The following is a 17687-nucleotide window of genomic DNA, read 5'->3' as shown; positions in this document are numbered from 1 at the left end:
AGAACTGCTGACAACAATTCCGGCCGAGAACGTTTTCAATTGCTTTTCCACAAACAAATCAAAAACAACAAGTAAAGATATGCGAAAAATACCAAAACTGCATACGTATATAGGTTTATTTATGAAATCATCAGTAGTGACTCTCTGTGTAATTGCCGCGACTGCCGGCACGTTACTGGCTCACCGGAGCGACGCGCAGGAGGCGGCAAACACCATGATACAGTTTTCATCGAAGCGGCTGTCGCTCATTCAGGTGCTGGAAACCGTGCAGGAACAGTCGGGTTTCAACCTGATCTACAGTCCCACGCAGATTGATGGAGATCGCGTTGTCGAAATGCCGGCAGCAGAAACCAATCTGGAGGCCCTCCTCCACTATTTAACGGCCAATGCACCCATTGTCCATGAGATCAAAGGACAAAATGTTTACATCAACCGCAGGCAGCAGCCGGGGCGCGTGACCGGCAGGGTCGTCGATGCGGAGGGCAGGCCGCTGACGGGGGCGAGCGTCAGCCTCGTCGGGGCAAATGCTGCGACCATGAGCGGGGAAGATGGTAGCTTTGCACTGCGTATACGGCCGGGCACCTACACGCTGCGGGTGAGCTATATCGGCTATGACGCCTATGAGCAGCGGGTAGCCGTTGCAGAAAATGAAGATACGCCGGTCAATGCGATTCTGCGCGGAACGGGCCAACTGGCTGAAGTGGTGGTCAGCTACGGTACACAGCGCCGCCGCGAGATCTCTGGAGCGGTTGAAGAAATTAGTGCCGCCAATTTGCAGGACATGCCGGTCGGGCAGTTCGCCCAGCAGCTGCAGGGCAGGATTGCCGGTGCACAGATTTACCAGACCTCAGGGCAGCCGGGAAGGGGAATGTCGTGGCGGATCCGCAATGCAGCGTCCCTCTCTTCGGGGAATTCCCCGCTTTTTGTGATCGACGGCATGCCGATAACGGGAAGCATAAATAACATCAACCCAGCAGAGATCGAGTCGTATACCGTGCTGAAAGATGCCGCGGCAACGGCACTATATGGCTCCAGGGCTTCCAACGGGGTGATTTTGATCACAACGAAACAGGCCCGGCCCGGCGATGCGACCAGAATCGAACTCAACACCAATGTCGGGGTCCAGCACATTCCAAGCCGCGGCGTGCCCGTGATGATGAACGCCCGGGAATATGCGACCTTCATGAACGAGCGCTACCAGGATATGATCCGGTATGAAGGGTACACCGGCGAAATTCCGGAAGTATACCAAAACCCGGAACGGTATGGCAAGGGTACCGATTGGTTTTCGTTGCTGACGCGCACGGCGCCCATCCAAAATTACGACCTTACCTTTACCAGTGCAGGCGAGCATTCCACCTCCTCGGTGGTAGCGGGTTACCAAGACCAGCAGGGCGTGGTTGTCAATTCCGGTACCAGGCTGTACTCGCTGCGCATCAACCAGAACTACCGCATAGCTGACGATCGGCTGCAGATCGGCTTCAACTTAGCGCCGAGCTACCGGCTGGACCACAACAACCGGCTGGCGGATGGTATTCAGGGCATTGTGCAGAAGACCTCGGAAGCCAGTCCATTGATCGATCCGTATGATGAAAACGGCAACCTTGTAAAACATGCGAATTCGCCGGGCATGGTCGGCTACATTAACCCCTTGGCGCGGTATACCGAAGTGATTGACGACTACATCACTACACGCATCTTGGGAAATGCCCGCCTGAACTACCGCATTTGGGACGGCCTGCATGTGAAAGGCCTGTTCGGCGTGGATAAAGGCGCCGAAACGCGACAATTTTTTTCGCCGGCGCTGATCAACGGAGATGATATTTCCACCGGCACGAGCAGCTCGGTGGATAACTATAGCTATACCGCGGAGGCCAACCTGAACTATCATAAGACCTGGAAGTCGCACGATATCGATGTGTTGGCTGGGTATTCCTTCCAGTCGTTTAGGCAAAAGAATAATTCCGTAACCGGAAGAAACTTTTCGAGCGACGACGTGCCATACCTAAATGTAGCTGCTAACATTACCGGCGGGTCGAGCAATGCGGCGGCCTACAGCCTTCTTTCGTACCTTGGCCGGATAGACTACAGCTTCAAGCGCCGTTATTTACTTAGCGTTTCCATGCGTCGCGATGGGTCCAGCCGTTTTGGCGAAAACCAGAAATATGGGTCGTTTCCTTCCGTTTCTGCGGGATGGATCATCAGCGACGAGGCGTTTATGGATGCTTGGAGCGGCACGCTGAGCATGCTCAAGGTACGCGGCAGCTATGGTATAACCGGAAACAACAACATTGGGAACTACACCCATGTCGCCCGGCTTGGTGGCTCCGATTATGTGGCCAACGGGGCGCTGGCTCCGGGTACGACCATTACCGCGCTGGGTAATACCAACCTGGCCTGGGAACGGAGTAAGCAGCTCGACGTGGGCCTCGACGTGGCGTTTCTCAACGATAAGCTGTTTTTTACGTATGACTACTACCGAAAGCTGTCGGATGGGCTTATCCAAAACCGGCCGATTCCACAGGGTTCGGGCTATTCGAGCATCACGTCGAACGTCGGCGAAATCCGCTTTTGGGGGCATGAGTTTAGCGCCGGTGGCCAATTCGACTTCGGTAAACTTCACTGGAATACGGCATTCAATGTTTCGTTCAACCGCAACCACATTGTCTCGCTCGTGAGTCCGGGATACTTCCGTCGGAACAATACGACCAGCTCGGATTATTTCCGCAACCAGGAAGGGTACCCGCTTGGCATGTTTTTCGGATATGTGTTCGAAGGCCTGTACCAGGATGCTGACGATCTGGCAAACTCGCCTAAGGAAGCCAATTCGGACGTGGGTACCATCAAAATGCGCGACATCAACGGCGATAACATCATCGACGAAAATGACCGCACGTTTATCGGCGACCCCAACCCGAACATGCTTTTTGGCTTGACCAACAATTTTACCTATGGCAGACTCGACCTGGGAATTTCCATGGCCGGCGCCACCGGCGGGGATATCATCCTTCCTGCTAAATGGGCGTATCTGACGAACATGGACGGCGCGCGTAACCTCTTGGCGGAAGCGGCGGACCGCTGGCGGTCGGAGGAAAATCCCGGGTCGGGCAAGTTTCCACGCACGAAGACCGGTACTACCGGCATTGGCAGGCAGGTCAACTCGCAATGGGTGGAGGATGGCTCATACTTGAGCGTCAAAAACATTACCCTGGGTTACCGGCATCCGATTAAAAATGCGGGTCCCATCAAGCAGGTTCGCCTGTATACCTCCGTCCAGAATGTGTTTATCCTCACCAACTACTCGGGGATGAATCCGGAGATCAGCCTTAACGGCCTGGACGGCACCAGCATCGGGATTGATGAAAACGCCTATCCCGTGCCCCGCACATTTTCCTTTGGCTTAAACCTACTTTTTCAATAACCGATTAATGGACTGTACTCATGTTTAGATATATTTATATTTCTCTGATCGCCACGGCATTGCTGTTCGTGTCGTGTGAACACGCGCTGGATCTGATACCTGAAGACCAGGTTTCGGGCGGCAACTTCTTCAAAACGGAGGCCGACTTTACGCAGGCACTGAATGCGGCTTACCATCCCCTGCGGGTTGTTGGGCCGGATTATTACGTCAGTGAAATGCGGTCCGACAATACGCACTACGAACATAACCCGGCCATCCAGGGGACAGCAGTGACCATGCGCTCGGACATCGCTAATTTTACCAATGACGCCAGCAATAACTACTCCAACCAAATGTACTATGAAAGCTATAGGGGGATCTCCCGGGCCAATATCATCCTCGCACAGATCGACCAATCGGCATTGAGCCAGGAGGCAAAGGACCGCTTCAAGGGGGAGGCGCTATTTCTGCGCGCGTTTTACTATTTTAAGCTGGTGCGTTATTTCGGTGGCGTGCCACTCTACCTGCAGCAAGTGACCAACGAGGAGGAAGCCTTTCTTCCGCGGTCGCCAAAGGCGGAGGTCTACAACCAGATCGTTGCTGATGCCCGGCAAGCCATCGATCTGTTGAACGTCCCGTCCGGCTTCCCCCAGTCGGGTTATGCAACGAAAGGATCGGCCACCATGCTGCTGGCCGATGTGTATGCCACGTTGGGGCAATACGGCGAAGCCGAAAAATTGCTGCTCGATCTGGGTACGATGGGGTATGACTTGCTTAATAACTATGAGGACGTGTTTTCGACGGCAAATAAAAACAGCCGGGAATCGATTTTTGAAGTGCAGTTCATGGAGGGGCTGGAAACGGGTATGCAAAGCAACTTTATCTACATATTCCTTCCGAAATGTTATAACACGTCCCTGATCACCTTCGGTGTGCCCACACGCAATACCGCCACGGATGGCGGGGGAGGATGGAATACCCCGACGCAGGACCTGATTAATGCCTACGAGCCGGGCGATCCGCGCCTGGAGACATCCATCGGTATCGCCGAAGGTACTTATGACGGTAGCTATTACTTTACCCTGGAAGCGGACAAACCTGTGACAGGCTACGAAGCACCCGTGGGTAAGGTGGGCGTGCCGTACATCAAGAAGTACCTCAATCCGCACAGCAACCCCAACAATACCGACGACAACTGGCCGGTGTATCGCTATGCGGATGCGCTGCTGTTGCTCGCTGAGGTTCAGAACGAACAGGGAAAGATCGCCGAAGCGCTGGTGCACCTAAACAAGGTTCGCAACCGGGCGATGCCCGACGCGACGCCACTGGCGACGGGTTCAAAGGAAGTGCTGCGCGAGCTAATTCTCCATGAACGCCGCGTGGAGCTGGCCTTTGAAAACAAGCGCTGGTTCGACCTGATCCGTGCTGACAAGGCCGTGGAGGTCATGAATGCCTATGGCGAAGCGATGAAACAGCAACATTCCTACTTGCTGCCGGCTTCGTATCAAGTCGATGAGCGTAAGCTGCTGTACCCGCTGCCATTTGCGGAAGTGGGGGTAAATCCTGAATTGGCAAACGATCCAGATAACCTGTAATCGATGAATATGATGATAAAAAAATTGATAAACCTGCTCTATGCCGCGGTACTGATAGCGCCCGGGGCTGTCTATGCGCAACCTGCTGAACACGCCGGACAGACGAAGACGTTTTCCATTGCCGTTATCCCCGACACCCAGTACAACACGGAGGAAAGCCAAGGGGGTAATAATGCGCTGTTTGAAAGCATGATCCAGTGGGTGCTGGACAACCGCGAGAAAGAAAATATCGTATACTTGGCGCATGTGGGCGACATTACCGACAAGGGTGATCGCCAGCCAGAGCAATGGGTTAATGCGGCGAAGGCCCTGTATCCACTCGAGGAACCGCTTCCCGGCCTGCCGCACGGCCTCCCGTATGGCTTGGCGATCGGTAACCACGACCAGCATCCCAGCCAGTTTGCGGTAACCGGCAAAACGGAAAACTACAATAAGTATTTCGGGGTGGACCATTTTAAGGGGCGCGACTACTATGGCGGGCATTTCGGCGACGATAACGACAGCCACTACGACCTTGTCTCTGCTGGTGGGTTGGACTTGATTATCATCTACATTGAATACGACGCTTTTGACGAACAGCAGGATGCCATGAACGACTGGGCGGTGGAATTGCTGCAGCGCTACAGCGATCGAAAGGCGATCATCGTGAGTCATTACATACTGGGTTTCAATCCGGTAGCGGGCAGTAATGTCGCCGGACCGGCGGCCTTCGGTAAACAGGGCCAGCGGCTGTACGACCGGATCAAGACGCAACCCAACGTGTTCCTGATGTTGTGCGGTCACGTGGGCGCCAATGGCGAAGGCTACCGGCAGGATACCTATGCGGGGCATACCGTCAAGACGATGCTGTCGGACTATCAGAGCCGGCCGATGGGAGGGAACGGCCTCATGCGGCTGCTGACATTCGACCTGGAAAAAGACGTGCTGCATGTGCGTACGCTGTCGCCGTACCACGGGTTGGAAGAAACGGACGACGACAGCCGGTTTACCGTGCCGCTCTTCCGGGAGGCTGCTGCCAGTCGGCAGTTCGATTTTAACTTCGATGGCAAAGCGGATATTTTTCGATTCGTGGGCGGCAACTGGTATGACGCCGAAGGGATCAAAGCATCGCTGGGCCAGAAAGACGATATTCCCGTGCCCTCGTATTACCGCCACTTCGGCAAAACCAGCCCCGCGGTGTACCGCCGGGCAGAGGCGGCATTTTACCTGAATGACTGGGAGGCGACCCCATTGGGCGAGGTGGGCGACGTGCCGGTGCCGGCAGACTACGACGGCGATGGCGTTGCCGATGTGGCCGTATGGAGTCCGCGTACCGGAGAGTGGCTGGTGGCCGGAAGTGAACCGGTAAAGCACGGGTGGGCGGAGTCGGTGCCGGTGCCGGCCGACTACGATGGAGACGGTGCTGCAGAACGGGCGGTCTGGCGATTCAGCAACAACACGTGGTACATTGCAACGGTGGGTAATGTGCCGTTCGGCGAAAAGGGCGACGTACCGGTACCGGCGGATTACGACGGCGACGGTAAAGCCGATATGGCCGTCTGGCGCCCCGCGACCGGCGAATGGCTGGTCTATGGACAGGAGGCCCCCCTGGCTACGCTTGGAAAACGGGGAGACCTGCCCATACCGGGCGACTACAACGGCTCGGGCAGGGTGCAGGCAGCCGTGTTTGATCCGGCGGAAAAAGCGGTGATCCTGGAGGATGGAACACGTATTCCCATGGAAGCGTCCATCGACGAGGTGGTCAACCTGCCATATGCGATCAAAGCCTATTACCTCGAACTGCTAAAAAAGTAAACCGCCGTATACGTTAATTGCCAAAATCCTGTCCCGCAACCGCGGGACAGGATTTTGTTTATGCGGCAGGTTTATCGTTGACGTTGCATACCCGCTATACCATCATATTTTCAAATAGACCATTTGATGCCGGCTCAGTGTGTTAATTTTGTTATAACTAACAGACACCCCGATGAAATATGTATTGAAAACAGATAAGTCATCGACAACCATCATTATCCGGTTGATGGTCGGGATCGTATTCCTGTCAGAAGGCGTACAAAAATTCATGTTTGCCGAACAACTCGGTGTTGGGCGGTTTGCCAAAATAGGCCTGCCCGGTCCGGAGTTCCTGGGGCCTTTTGTGGGGAGCTGTGAGATGATCTGCGGTGCATTGGTGCTGTTGGGCTTGCTTACGCGGTTTGCAGCCATCCCGCTGCTTTGCATCATGCTGGTGGCCATGGCTACCACCAAGGCTGATATCCTTGTCGGCGAGGGTTTCTGGGCCATGATGCATGCCAGCCGTACCGATTGGGCCATGTTGTTGGGCAGCCTTTTTCTGCTTATTCGTGGTGGCGGTCGCTGGTCCATTGATCGTAAAATCAATAGCCGATGGAAATCCTGATCCTGTCATTGGCTGCCTTCGTGGTAGCTGTGCTCACCTTTTTTTCGGGATTCGGTCTCGGCACCATCCTCACGCCAGTGTTCATGGTTTTCTTCCCGGTAGACCTCGCCATTGCGCTCACCGGCGTGGTTCATTTCTTCAACAACCTGTTCAAACTGGTCCTGGTAGGCAGAGATGCTGACCGATCGGTCGCCATACGTTTCGGTGTTCCGGCGGTCATCGCCGCTTTTTTCGGCGCATGGCTGATGCTAAGAATGAGCAATCTGCCTTTGTTGTTCTCATATAGCCTGGGCGGCAATGTATTCGAGGTTTATCCCGTTAAATTCACCGTTGCCATCCTGCTCATCGTATTTGCCTTAATGGAGCTGTCCCCGTATTTCAATCGCTTGGCATTCAGCCGCGATAAGCTAATTCTTGGGGGTGCGTTAAGTGGCTTTTTTGGCGGTCTGTCGGGCAATCAGGGAGCTATGCGCAGCGCCTTCCTGATCAAGGCCGGGCTTTCCAAGGAAGCGTTTGTGGGTACGGCTGTGGTGGTATCTACCGTTGTAGACCTCACGCGGTTATCGGTCTACACCACGCGTTTTGTCGCATCGGACCTTCATGACAACCTGATGCTGGTGGGTTGTGCCACCGGCGCGGGCATCCTGGGTGCCTACGTGGGCAACCGGCTGCTGAAGAAAATAACCCTAAAATCCATCCAGGTACTGGTTGCTGTGATGCTGATTGCCGTTTCCCTTGCATTGGGAGCGGGATGGATTTAGCTGCTCCCATTAACGTGGAACTCCTTCTCGCCAAATTCGCTTGCAAGTAACTTGATCTGACGGAGCAGCGATATACCGCTATCACTTTTATACCGATTTCCTTCAATTGATGGCCCCAACGTTGTACTTACCGGCTGAAAATTAACAAATATATAATATAGCAACCTGTTTGCCACAGGAACTTATTGGTATTTTTATGCCTATTACCAAAGACAGTTCATTGCAAAAAAATGAGATGGTTACCCGTTACATTTATTGTATTCCTTGTGCTGACCGGTTGCAAAAAGAGCAACGAACTAGGAGGCGAAAGGGAGGCTGATGATAATCCCGTTCAATCGGAATGGAAAGCGCATGGTTTCTTTCTTGGCGACAACGTGAATCAGATGAACAGTATGCCCACTTCGGACAAACTGTTTTTCATCGGTTCCAACGGTCTGGTGGCCATGGAGCCCGTCGCCGAAGAAAATGGACTTGAACCTTTTGATGCGCATATTGTGCGGTATGCAAAGGATTTTGACCAGCCCGAAAAGGCCAGGCTCCCGTTGTCTCCGGATTTTTTTATCGGTTATCACAAAGCATCCCATACCATCGCCTTTACGTCTAACCTAAGCCCCTTATTGCCGTACGGAAAAGTCTATTTCAGCATGAAGCGGCTGGATCCGGATTTTTCGGAGTTTGCATTTATTGATCCCATCAATGGAGAATCGATGGCAATCAACAATGCCAACCAAGTGCTGGTTCCTTTCCTGGCAACTGCTGAGGGAAAGTCTGTGTTGAGGCTGGCACTGATTGACGTTCAGGTAACGAAAATGGATTCACAAAGCGCAATCGATACCCTGCAAACTCGCATAATATCCCTTGATGACGACGCAGGGATCAATTTGGAACGCATTCAGTCTGTCGAGGAAGACTTTTTTGTGTCGACCGCCAAAAACTTTTATAAGATTGACAAAGCCGGCGCTGTATCGCAGGTGTTGCCAAAGCCGATATATAGCGTGCTGGGTCTTGAATCTGTTATTTATGGAATGGGGGAAGGAACGATGTTCGCCTCGACCGACAAGGGCGTTACTTGGACGGAATTGTATGAGGTTCCTTCCGACCTTTACCGGTCAACGTTAACCCGGGTCGACGGGAAGACGATCGGATACCGCAATGAGCGGTTATGGGAGGTTTCGCTCAGCCAGAGCGGGATGTCCGCCCGGGAGCTGGATAACCAGCACCTGCAAAACCACACTATAACTTCAATCAACGAGTTTGAAGGATATGTGTTTCTGACAACGACATCCGGCGTTTTTTTCAAGGATCCGAAGGGGGTGCTACAGGATATTCGTTAATGAATAACGTCAATAAATCGAGCCGTATTCCGCAGCCGTTATTTTGACTACCCATTCAGGGGCCGTATCCCATAAACCAATAGATAGCCAATCATCCAGAAATCCCCGATGGTTGCCGGAATAAACAGAGCCTCCAGGTAAGGATTTCAATCCCAGTGTAATCGATAAACGTGCTTAGCAGGTAACCGATGCCGCCAATAACCGACGTTCGGCCAAGCCAGACCGGCATCCGTGGCTAACGGATTACGATACGCCCCATTGGAATGAGCCATAGCCCAAAGAACAGGCTTTCAATGCCCCTTTGGGGAGGGTTGTAAAACGTCGCCTGGTTTATGCCGTGCTCGTAAGTTTTTATGGACATAAAAAAAGGAGACAACTGATAAGCTGTGCCTCCTTGAGTAGTAGCCCATAGGGGAATCGAACCCCTCTTTCCAGAATGAAAATCTGGCGTCCTAACCGATAGACGAATGGGCCTCCGGAAGGGACTGCAAATATACAGTTATTCGAATATCTTACAAATAGGATACGTTACAACAAATCAAATCCGATGTCCTTACGGAAATATTTCCCTTCAAAGTAGATGCGCCCCGCATCGGCCGTGGCTTGTTGCAATGCATCAAAAAGGGTGTCTTCCAAGGCCGTGACGGCCAATACGCGACCTCCCGCTGTTTGTACTACGCCGTTTTCTTCTTTCGTGCCGGCATGAAAGACAATGGAATCTTTCACGTTTTCAACATTGCTTATGGCCTTGCCTGATTCGAAGTTGCCCGGGTATCCGCCCGAAACAAGTACTACGGTAGCTGCTGTTTTCGGCGAGAGGGTAAACGAACGTTCGAATAAATCACCTTTCGCCACGCCTTGCAGCAAGTCAAGTAGGTCGCTGTCAATCCGCGGAAGTACGCTTTCGGTTTCGGGATCGCCCATCCGCACGTTATATTCAATGACATAGGGATCTCCGCCGACATTCATCAAGCCGATAAAAATAAAACCTTTGTAAGGAATGCCATCCTTTTTCAGCCCATTGATGGTTGGCACGATAATACGTTCCTCCACCTTATCTAAAAACTCATTGTCAGCAAAAGGTACGGGCGATACCGAACCCATACCGCCGGTGTTGAGCCCCGTATCGCCTTCTCCGATGCGCTTGTAGTCTTTTGCGGCAGGCAATATTTTATAACTGTCGCCATCCGTGAGCACGAAAACAGATAGTTCAATGCCGGTCAAATATTCTTCGATGACCACCTTGCTGCTTGCTTCACCGAATTTGGCGTCTGCAAGCATTGCTTGCAGCTCCTTCTTGGCTTCGTCCAACGTTGTGCAAATAAGCACTCCCTTTCCTGCCGCCAGCCCATCTGCTTTGAGCACGATGGGTAATTTTTGCGTTTCAAGATAAGCCAATCCGTCTGCAAGCGTAGCTTTGTCAAAGGAGCGCGAAGCAGCTGTGGGAACCCCATGACGCACCATGAATTGCTTGGCAAAATCCTTGCTGCCTTCCAGCTGTGCCCCTGCTCTTTGGGGCCCGATGACCGGGATGTGCCTGAGATCGGTGCGATCGAGAAAATAATCGTGAATACCCTTTACCAACGGTTCTTCCGGACCCACCAACACCATGTCTATGCTATGCTGCAACACAAAGTCTGCTATTCCGTCAAAATCGGTAACCTTGAGCGGTACATTTTGGCCATAGCGGCCTGTGCCTGCATTACCGGGGGCAATGTATAATTGGGTAAGTTGCGGACTTTGGGCGATTTTCCAAGCAAAGGCGCTTTCCCGGCCGCCTGAGCCGATAATTAGGATGTTCATCTTGCAAAGATATTTTTTTTGACTATATTTACCACTATAGGTATAAAACCAATGTACATCATGCTTGTTTATCACTTGAGCCATTATCTTGTGTAAGATTATTTACGTATGCACCGCACGATATCTATATTGGTCGTTTTCTGGTTTTCTGTACAGGCATTGTATCCACAGGATACTGTGCTTAACGAGGTGCTGGAAACGCTTAGTAACTACGCTGAAGCGTATCCTCAGGAAAAGGTATACCTGCATTTGGATAAACCCTACTATACGGTAGGTGATGATATTTGGTTTAAGGGCTATGTCACTATCGGTGCGTATAATAACCTTTCCGGTCTCAGCAAAATCCTGTACGTTGATCTCATCAGCCCTGGCGACAAAGTTGTCCAGTCCATCCGGCTGCCGCTTATTGCCGGAGTGACCATGGGCGACTTCCGGCTTGCTGACTCGCTCACGGAGGGCAATTACCGCATCCGTGCGTACACCAATTGGATGCGGAATTTTGATCATGATATTTTTTATGATCGGGTGTTGCCCATAGGAAATGCCCGCACGGATAGTATTGTCACATCCAGCTCGTTCTCTTATGAAAACTCACCTACGCACACCGTAAACGCAGCCATCGCATTTACGGACATCAGAGGGGGGCCGCTGGCCGACATGGACGTTTCCTACGAAGTGGATATGGAGGGGCGGAATATCGACCGGGGCCGAGCAAAGACAGACGAGGAAGGACGGATAGCGTTTGCGTTTGTAAACAAACAACCATTCAACCTGAAAACGGGAAAGATAGCGCTGGCATTGTCTACGCCGGAAAACAGGCGGGTCACGAAAACCATACCGCTGAAGACCACTTCCGAGGCCAATGGCATTCAGTTTTTTCCGGAAAGCGGCCATTTGCTGGCGGGGAATCTGACCAAGGTGGCGTTCAAGGCTTTGGCTCCTGAAGGCCTGGGCGTCGGCGTGCGCGGGCATGTGGAAGATGAGACCGGCGTACGCATTGCCGAATTTGAGTCGACCTACGCCGGAATGGGTAATTTTAGCTTTATCCCGCAATCGGGGAGCAGGTACATAGCGAAAGTAACCTATGCAGACGGGAGTCAAGGGGAGCAGGCGCTTCCGGAGGTGGCTGCTTCCGGCTATGCGCTGGCCGTAAACAATGAGCTGGATAAGCAGATTTTTGTGCAGGCGACAGGCACGAAAGACGTGGTCAAAGGCCAAGAAATCAACTTGCTGCTGCAACGAAACGGGATGATTTTCTATGCCTCAAAGAGTAAGTTATCAAAACAGGAGGTAGTCTTTTCTGTACCGCGCGAACACATCCCTTCGGGAGTGGTGCAAATAACCTTGTTTGACGCGGAGATGAAGCCCCTGGCGGAACGGACCATTTTCAATATGAACGAAGAATCCGTGCTGCCGGTCTCCGTATCTACAGACAAAGACCGTTATGGGCAGAAGCAAAAGGTCTCGGTAACGGTGAACGTGGGGCGCGAATCGGATACCAGTCGCATCGCTACACTGTCCGCTGCTGTGATAGATGTGGCTAAAGTGCCCGTTGACAGCGGTATGCGCGAAGGGAGTATTTATGCCAGCCTCCTGCTCAGCGCCGATATCAAGGGCTACATCGAGACACCGGAATATTACTTCGAAGAAATGGACATCGCCAAGCGGAGGCAGCTTGATAATGTCATGCTTACCCAGGGGTGGAGCCGAATCAATTGGCCGGAATTGATGGCAGGAAAAACACCGGCCATCACCTACCATCCCGAGCAGGATCTGCGCATCAGTGGCATCGTGACCAAGCGCGACGGGAAGACGCCTGTGCCCAACGCGACGGTGACCATCTTGTCTACCAGCAACGTTACGGCCGTAATCGATACCGTTACGGGGTCCGATGGGCGGTTTAGCTTTGACCGGCTGCTTTTTTATGACAATACAAAGTTTGTCGTGCAGGCGCGCGATGAGCGCGGCCGAAGGAACGTGGACGTCCACCTGGATGAGGTGTCCCGGCAGCAAGTGACCCGCAATAAAAATACGCCCGATGCAACTGTCGACGTCAACCAGTCCATCAGTACTTACCTCAAAAATACGCAGGAGCAGTTTGTCGAGATGGAGCGGTATGGACTTAAAGAGAAGACCATCCTGTTGCAGGAAGTCAAAGTAACGCGGGAAGCCGAAGAGAAAAAGGTGCGGCATTCGAGCAACCTGAATGGTCCTGGCAATGCCGATCAGGTCATCACGGCCGACGAGCTTATGATGGGCTGCCCCACGCTGGACATCTGTTTGCAAGGTAGGTTATTAGGGGTTATTTTTCGTAACGGTATCCCTTATTCAACCCGGTCGTTCAACCAGCCCATGCAAATCGTGCTGGATGGGATGTTCATGGAACCCAGCGCGCTTTCCATTATCAATCCGTTTGACGTGGAGACCATCGAGGTGCTGAGGGGGGTCGGCAACACGGCGATTTACGGCAGCCGGGGTGGCGGTGGCGTACTCATCATTACGACCAAACGCGGCGACAGCGGCGGATACAACCGCGACCTGTACACGCCCGGCATTGTCACGCATAGCCCGCAGGGCTATTACGAAGTAAGGGAATTCTATGCGCCTGACTATGACGCACCTGTGGATTCGCTGGCCGGAATGAAAGATCTCCGTACCACCATCCACTGGACACCTCATATCGTGACCGATCCGGAAGGCCATGCGTCATTTCAATTTTATACGGCTGGTAGCCCGGGTACTTACCGCATTCTGGTAGAAGGGTTGGATGTAGATGGACGCCTGGGGCGTGCGGTGCATTACATTAAAGTAGACTAAGCAATAATGGATTTTATCAAGAATACCGTAGACGAACGAGTTTCCCATGTTTATTTGGATAGTGGAAAATCAAACGCCATTAACCAGCAAATGCTGGAGGAGCTGAAGGAAACGATAGTCACTGCCCAGGTGGATCCTGCTATCGAAGGCCTTATTTTGCATGGCAAATCCGGTTTTTTCAGTGCCGGGCTCGACCTGATAGCTTTATACGCCTATAACGAGGAGGAGGTCCGCCGGTTTTGGCACACGTTTATGGACTTCGTCCGGACGTTTGTCGCCTTTGATAAGCCGGCGGTAGCAGCCATCAGTGGCCATAGCCCGGCCGGTGGGTGTGTGCTGGCTATTTGCTGCGACTACCGGGTGATGGCTGATGGCGATTACATTATCGGCCTCAACGAAGTGCCCGTGGGCATCATCGTGCCAGCCAGCATTTTTCAACTGTATGGCTTTTGGTTGGGGGAAGCAGCGGCTTATCGTTATTTATTGGAAGGGAAGCTATTTAAACCTCAAGAGGCCCTCCAAGCGGGATTGGTAGACGAAGTGGTAGACGCGCGAAGTATCCGTACGGCTGCCGGGCGGCAACTGGCAAAATATACGCAATACGAGCGGAATACATGGCGGCGGAGCAAGCGCAACATGAGGCAATCGGTGATTGATGCCTTTGAAGCCGATCAGGAGGATACCATTGAGGCGATATTACAACAATGGTGGTCGCCTGCCACCCGCTCCATTATTAAATCCATTATCGATAATCTGAAGCGGTGATGGCGAGCTTATAACCGGTCGGTATGTGCGGGTATGGGAGTGCTATGGACCAAGGGTAATACATAAACGGATGGATAATCAAACAAATAAAGTGCAAGGTGCGCTGCGTGAAGGTGCATTAGCCGGCAAAACCATCGTTGTCACCGGTGGTGGCACCGGATTGGGAAGGGCCATGGCTACTTATTTTTTGCAGCTGGGTGCCCATGTAATCATCGCCAGCCGGAGGATAGATGTATTGCAAAAGGCTGCGGACGAAATGGAAGCCCACACTGGCGGGAAGGTTCTTCCTCTCGCTTGCGACGTGCGGGACGCCGGACAGGTGGATGACCTGTTGACGCGTTCATTAACCCGATTCGGCAGGGTCGACGCGTTGGTCAACAATGCGGCGGGCAATTTCATCTCGCCCACTGAACGCTTATCTTCTAATGCTTTTTCATCCGTTATAGACATTGTGCTGAAAGGCACGGTCAATTGCACACTGGCTTTCGGTAAGCATTGGATTGCGCAGGCGCAGCCGGCAAGCATCCTCAATATTGTCACTACCTATGCGTTCACCGGGTCGGCATACGTTGTGCCCTCGGCGGCCGCCAAAGGCGGTGTACTTGCCCTCACACGCTCGTTGGCGGTAGAATGGGGCCGGCACCTGATTCGTTGCAACGCCATTGCGCCGGGGCCGTTCCCTACACAGGGGGCCTGGGATCGGTTGCTGCCTGGCGATCTGGCGACACAGCTTGATCTCAAAAACCGGATACCGCTTGGTCGCGTGGGCGAGCACCAGGAACTGGCCAATCTCGCTGCGTTCCTGCTGTCCGATTTTGGATCGTATATAAATGGAGAGGTGATCACCATCGACGGCGGCGAATGGCTTCAAGGAGCCGGGCAGTTCAATGGCCTTCGAATCGTCCCGGATGATGTGTGGGATACGCTGGCACAGCGCATACGACAAGCCAAGGGCTGAGCGAGGCCATCGCCTGACTAATTGCGTAGCCAAGGCCACTCCATAATTTGTATATCAAAGGCAATTTATCTAAGTTTGAGAGCAACAATTGAGAGCAATAAACAAATAGAAAACCCATGATGACAACGAATTTAGACCCAGCAACACAAGCACGCGCAGAAGCTTGGCTGCTTGCGCCATATGATGAGGAAACCATCGGTGCTGTAAGGCAGCTTTTTGACACCGGTCAGTACACCGACTTGACGGATAGTTTTTACAAAGATCTGGAATTCGGCACGGGCGGCCTTCGCGGTATCATGGGTGTCGGTACCAACCGGATGAACAAATATACTATTGGTCGGGCTACCCAGGGATTGGCCAACTACTTGCTTAAGGTCTATCCATCCGAGGAGGTGAAAGTTGCTATATCCTACGATAGCCGGAATAACTCGAAGCGGTTCGCACGGTTGGTGGCAGACGTGTTTTCGGCAAATGGTATCCGGGTGTACTTGTTTGCCGAACTTCGGCCCACTCCCCACCTCTCTTTTGCGGTGCGCCACTTGCAGTGCCACGGAGGCGTTATGCTTACCGCCTCGCACAACCCGAAGGAATACAATGGCTATAAAGCCTATTGGAACGACGGGGGACAGCTGGTGCCGCCTCATGATAAAAACGTAATTAAGGAAGTATACGCCATCGAAGACTTGAATGAAATCAAGTTTAGCCCGATAGCGGAAAACATTGTTTTATTGGGCAAAGAGCTTGATGATGCTTACCTTGATGCCATTGCCAAGTTAACCATCCGTCCCGAGGCGGTTGCACGGCAGAACGATTTAAAAATTGTCTTTTCGCCGATACATGGCACAGGGGTTACCCTGGTGCCGCCGGCGTTGGACCGTTGGGGTTTTACCAACGTGAATGTTGTGGCTGAGCAAGCGACGCCTGATGGCAATTTTCCCACCGTGATATATCCCAATCCGGAGGAGGAAGAGGCCATGTCGCTTGCTGTGGCCGAAGGTAAGCGCATCGGAGCGGATGTCATCTTTGCTACCGACCCGGACGCCGACCGTGTAGGGGCGGCAGTAAGAAATGCCAAGGGTGACTATCAGCTGCTTAACGGCAACCAAATCGGAAGCTTGCTGGTCAACTATGTGCTTTCGGCAAAACGGGACCAAGGGGATCTCCTGCCGGATGATTATGTGGTAAAGACCATCGTAACCACCAACCTCATCGCAGACATTGCCAAGCAATATGGCGTCACCTACTACGATACACTCACCGGCTTCAAATACATCGGCGAGCTGATTACGCTTAAAAACGGCAACGGACGATTCCTTGTCGGCGGCGAAGAGAGCTATGGCTACCTTGTGGGTGAGCTGGTACGCGATAAAGACGCCGTGGTTTCGGCAGTGTTTATCGCTGAAATGGCAGCGTACTATAAGGATCAGGGCAAGACGCTCTTTGACGCACTCATTGACTTATACGTCGAGCATGGCTTTTATAAAGAAAAGCTCATTTCATTAACCAAGAAGGGAAAAGCCGGGGCAGAAGAAATCCAGGCCATGATGGAACGTCTGCGGAGCGCACCGCCACAGGTCATCGGCGGCATTGATGTCGAAGCGATCAAAGATTACCAAACCAGCGAATCATACAACCTGAAAACGGGTGAGCGCGAAATCATCAACCTGCCTAAGTCAGACGTTTTGCAATTTATTACGGTAGATGGGGATGTCGTTTCTGCTCGGCCATCGGGTACAGAGCCGAAAATTAAGTTTTATTGCAGCGTCAGGCAACCGCTTTCCGGTTCGCAGGACTTCGAGCGGGTAAGCCGGGAGCTGGACGAACGGGTGGAACGCATTATGCAAGATATCGCTTAA

11 protein-coding genes and 1 tRNA gene are annotated in these 17687 nt (G+C 52.6%); 10 read left to right on the top strand and 2 right to left on the bottom strand.

Annotated elements, in window-relative coordinates; all coding sequences use genetic code 11:
• The first annotated feature begins 121 nt into the window (after nucleotides 1–121).
• The 6 genes from JHJ32_RS11380 (at nucleotide 122) to JHJ32_RS11355 (ending at nucleotide 9488) form a co-directional block, all read left to right on the top strand.
• Complete coding sequence (locus JHJ32_RS11380; protein ID WP_233632608.1) at nucleotides 122–3421, top strand: TonB-dependent receptor; 3300 nt, start codon at nucleotides 122–124, stop codon at nucleotides 3419–3421.
• A gap of 20 nt (nucleotides 3422–3441) precedes the next feature.
• A complete protein-coding gene (locus JHJ32_RS11375) occupies nucleotides 3442–4995 on the top strand; it encodes a RagB/SusD family nutrient uptake outer membrane protein (protein WP_200121034.1) in 1554 nt (517 codons plus the stop codon).
• A gap of 9 nt (nucleotides 4996–5004) precedes the next feature.
• Nucleotides 5005–6789 carry a metallophosphoesterase gene (locus JHJ32_RS11370; RefSeq protein WP_200121033.1) on the top strand — a complete coding sequence of 595 codons (1785 nt, stop codon included), beginning with the start codon at nucleotides 5005–5007 and terminating at the stop codon, nucleotides 6787–6789.
• A gap of 172 nt (nucleotides 6790–6961) precedes the next feature.
• On the top strand, nucleotides 6962–7393 hold the full coding sequence (locus JHJ32_RS11365; protein ID WP_200121032.1) for a DoxX family protein: 432 nt from the start codon (nucleotides 6962–6964) through the stop codon (nucleotides 7391–7393).
• Nucleotides 7381–8154 (top strand): sulfite exporter TauE/SafE family protein, encoded by a 774-nt coding sequence (locus JHJ32_RS11360; protein WP_200121031.1) that lies wholly within the window; start codon nucleotides 7381–7383, stop codon nucleotides 8152–8154. The genes JHJ32_RS11365 and JHJ32_RS11360 overlap by 13 nt, the downstream gene beginning before the upstream one ends.
• 230 nt (nucleotides 8155–8384) lie before the next feature.
• On the top strand, nucleotides 8385–9488 hold the full coding sequence (locus tag JHJ32_RS11355) for a hypothetical protein (RefSeq protein WP_200121030.1): 1104 nt from the start codon (nucleotides 8385–8387) through the stop codon (nucleotides 9486–9488).
• 402 nt (nucleotides 9489–9890) lie between these two features.
• On the opposite strand, the gene JHJ32_RS11350 is transcribed toward JHJ32_RS11355, so the two are convergent.
• Both JHJ32_RS11350 and purD read right to left on the bottom strand, forming a co-directional pair.
• Nucleotides 9891–9962: transfer RNA gene (locus tag JHJ32_RS11350), tRNA-Glu, on the bottom strand.
• A 54-nt stretch (nucleotides 9963–10016) separates the two neighbouring features.
• Nucleotides 10017–11291, bottom strand: a complete 1275-nt coding sequence (gene purD, locus JHJ32_RS11345; RefSeq protein ID WP_200121029.1) for a phosphoribosylamine--glycine ligase — start codon at nucleotides 11289–11291, stop codon at nucleotides 10017–10019.
• Nucleotides 11292–11399: 108 nt separating this feature from the next.
• Here purD and JHJ32_RS11340 point away from each other — a divergent pair, with 108 nt between their 5' ends.
• The 4 genes from JHJ32_RS11340 (at nucleotide 11400) to JHJ32_RS11325 (ending at nucleotide 17687) form a co-directional block, all read left to right on the top strand.
• On the top strand, nucleotides 11400–14108 hold the full coding sequence (locus tag JHJ32_RS11340; RefSeq protein WP_200121028.1) for a TonB-dependent receptor plug domain-containing protein: 2709 nt from the start codon (nucleotides 11400–11402) through the stop codon (nucleotides 14106–14108).
• Nucleotides 14109–14114: 6 nt separating this feature from the next.
• Complete coding sequence (locus JHJ32_RS11335) at nucleotides 14115–14873, top strand: enoyl-CoA hydratase/isomerase family protein (protein ID WP_079717183.1); 759 nt, start codon at nucleotides 14115–14117, stop codon at nucleotides 14871–14873.
• A 70-nt stretch (nucleotides 14874–14943) separates the two neighbouring features.
• On the top strand, nucleotides 14944–15831 hold the full coding sequence (locus tag JHJ32_RS11330) for an SDR family oxidoreductase (protein ID WP_200121027.1): 888 nt from the start codon (nucleotides 14944–14946) through the stop codon (nucleotides 15829–15831).
• A 116-nt stretch (nucleotides 15832–15947) separates the two neighbouring features.
• The gene (locus JHJ32_RS11325; protein WP_200121026.1) at nucleotides 15948–17687 is read left to right on the top strand and encodes a phospho-sugar mutase; all 1740 of its coding nucleotides are present in this window, start codon (nucleotides 15948–15950) and stop codon (nucleotides 17685–17687) included.

It is taken from the genome of Parapedobacter sp. ISTM3, assembly GCF_016533505.1.
GTDB classification, from domain to species: domain Bacteria; phylum Bacteroidota; class Bacteroidia; order Sphingobacteriales; family Sphingobacteriaceae; genus Parapedobacter; species Parapedobacter luteus.
This window is presented reverse-complemented; position numbering and strand designations above follow the sequence as displayed.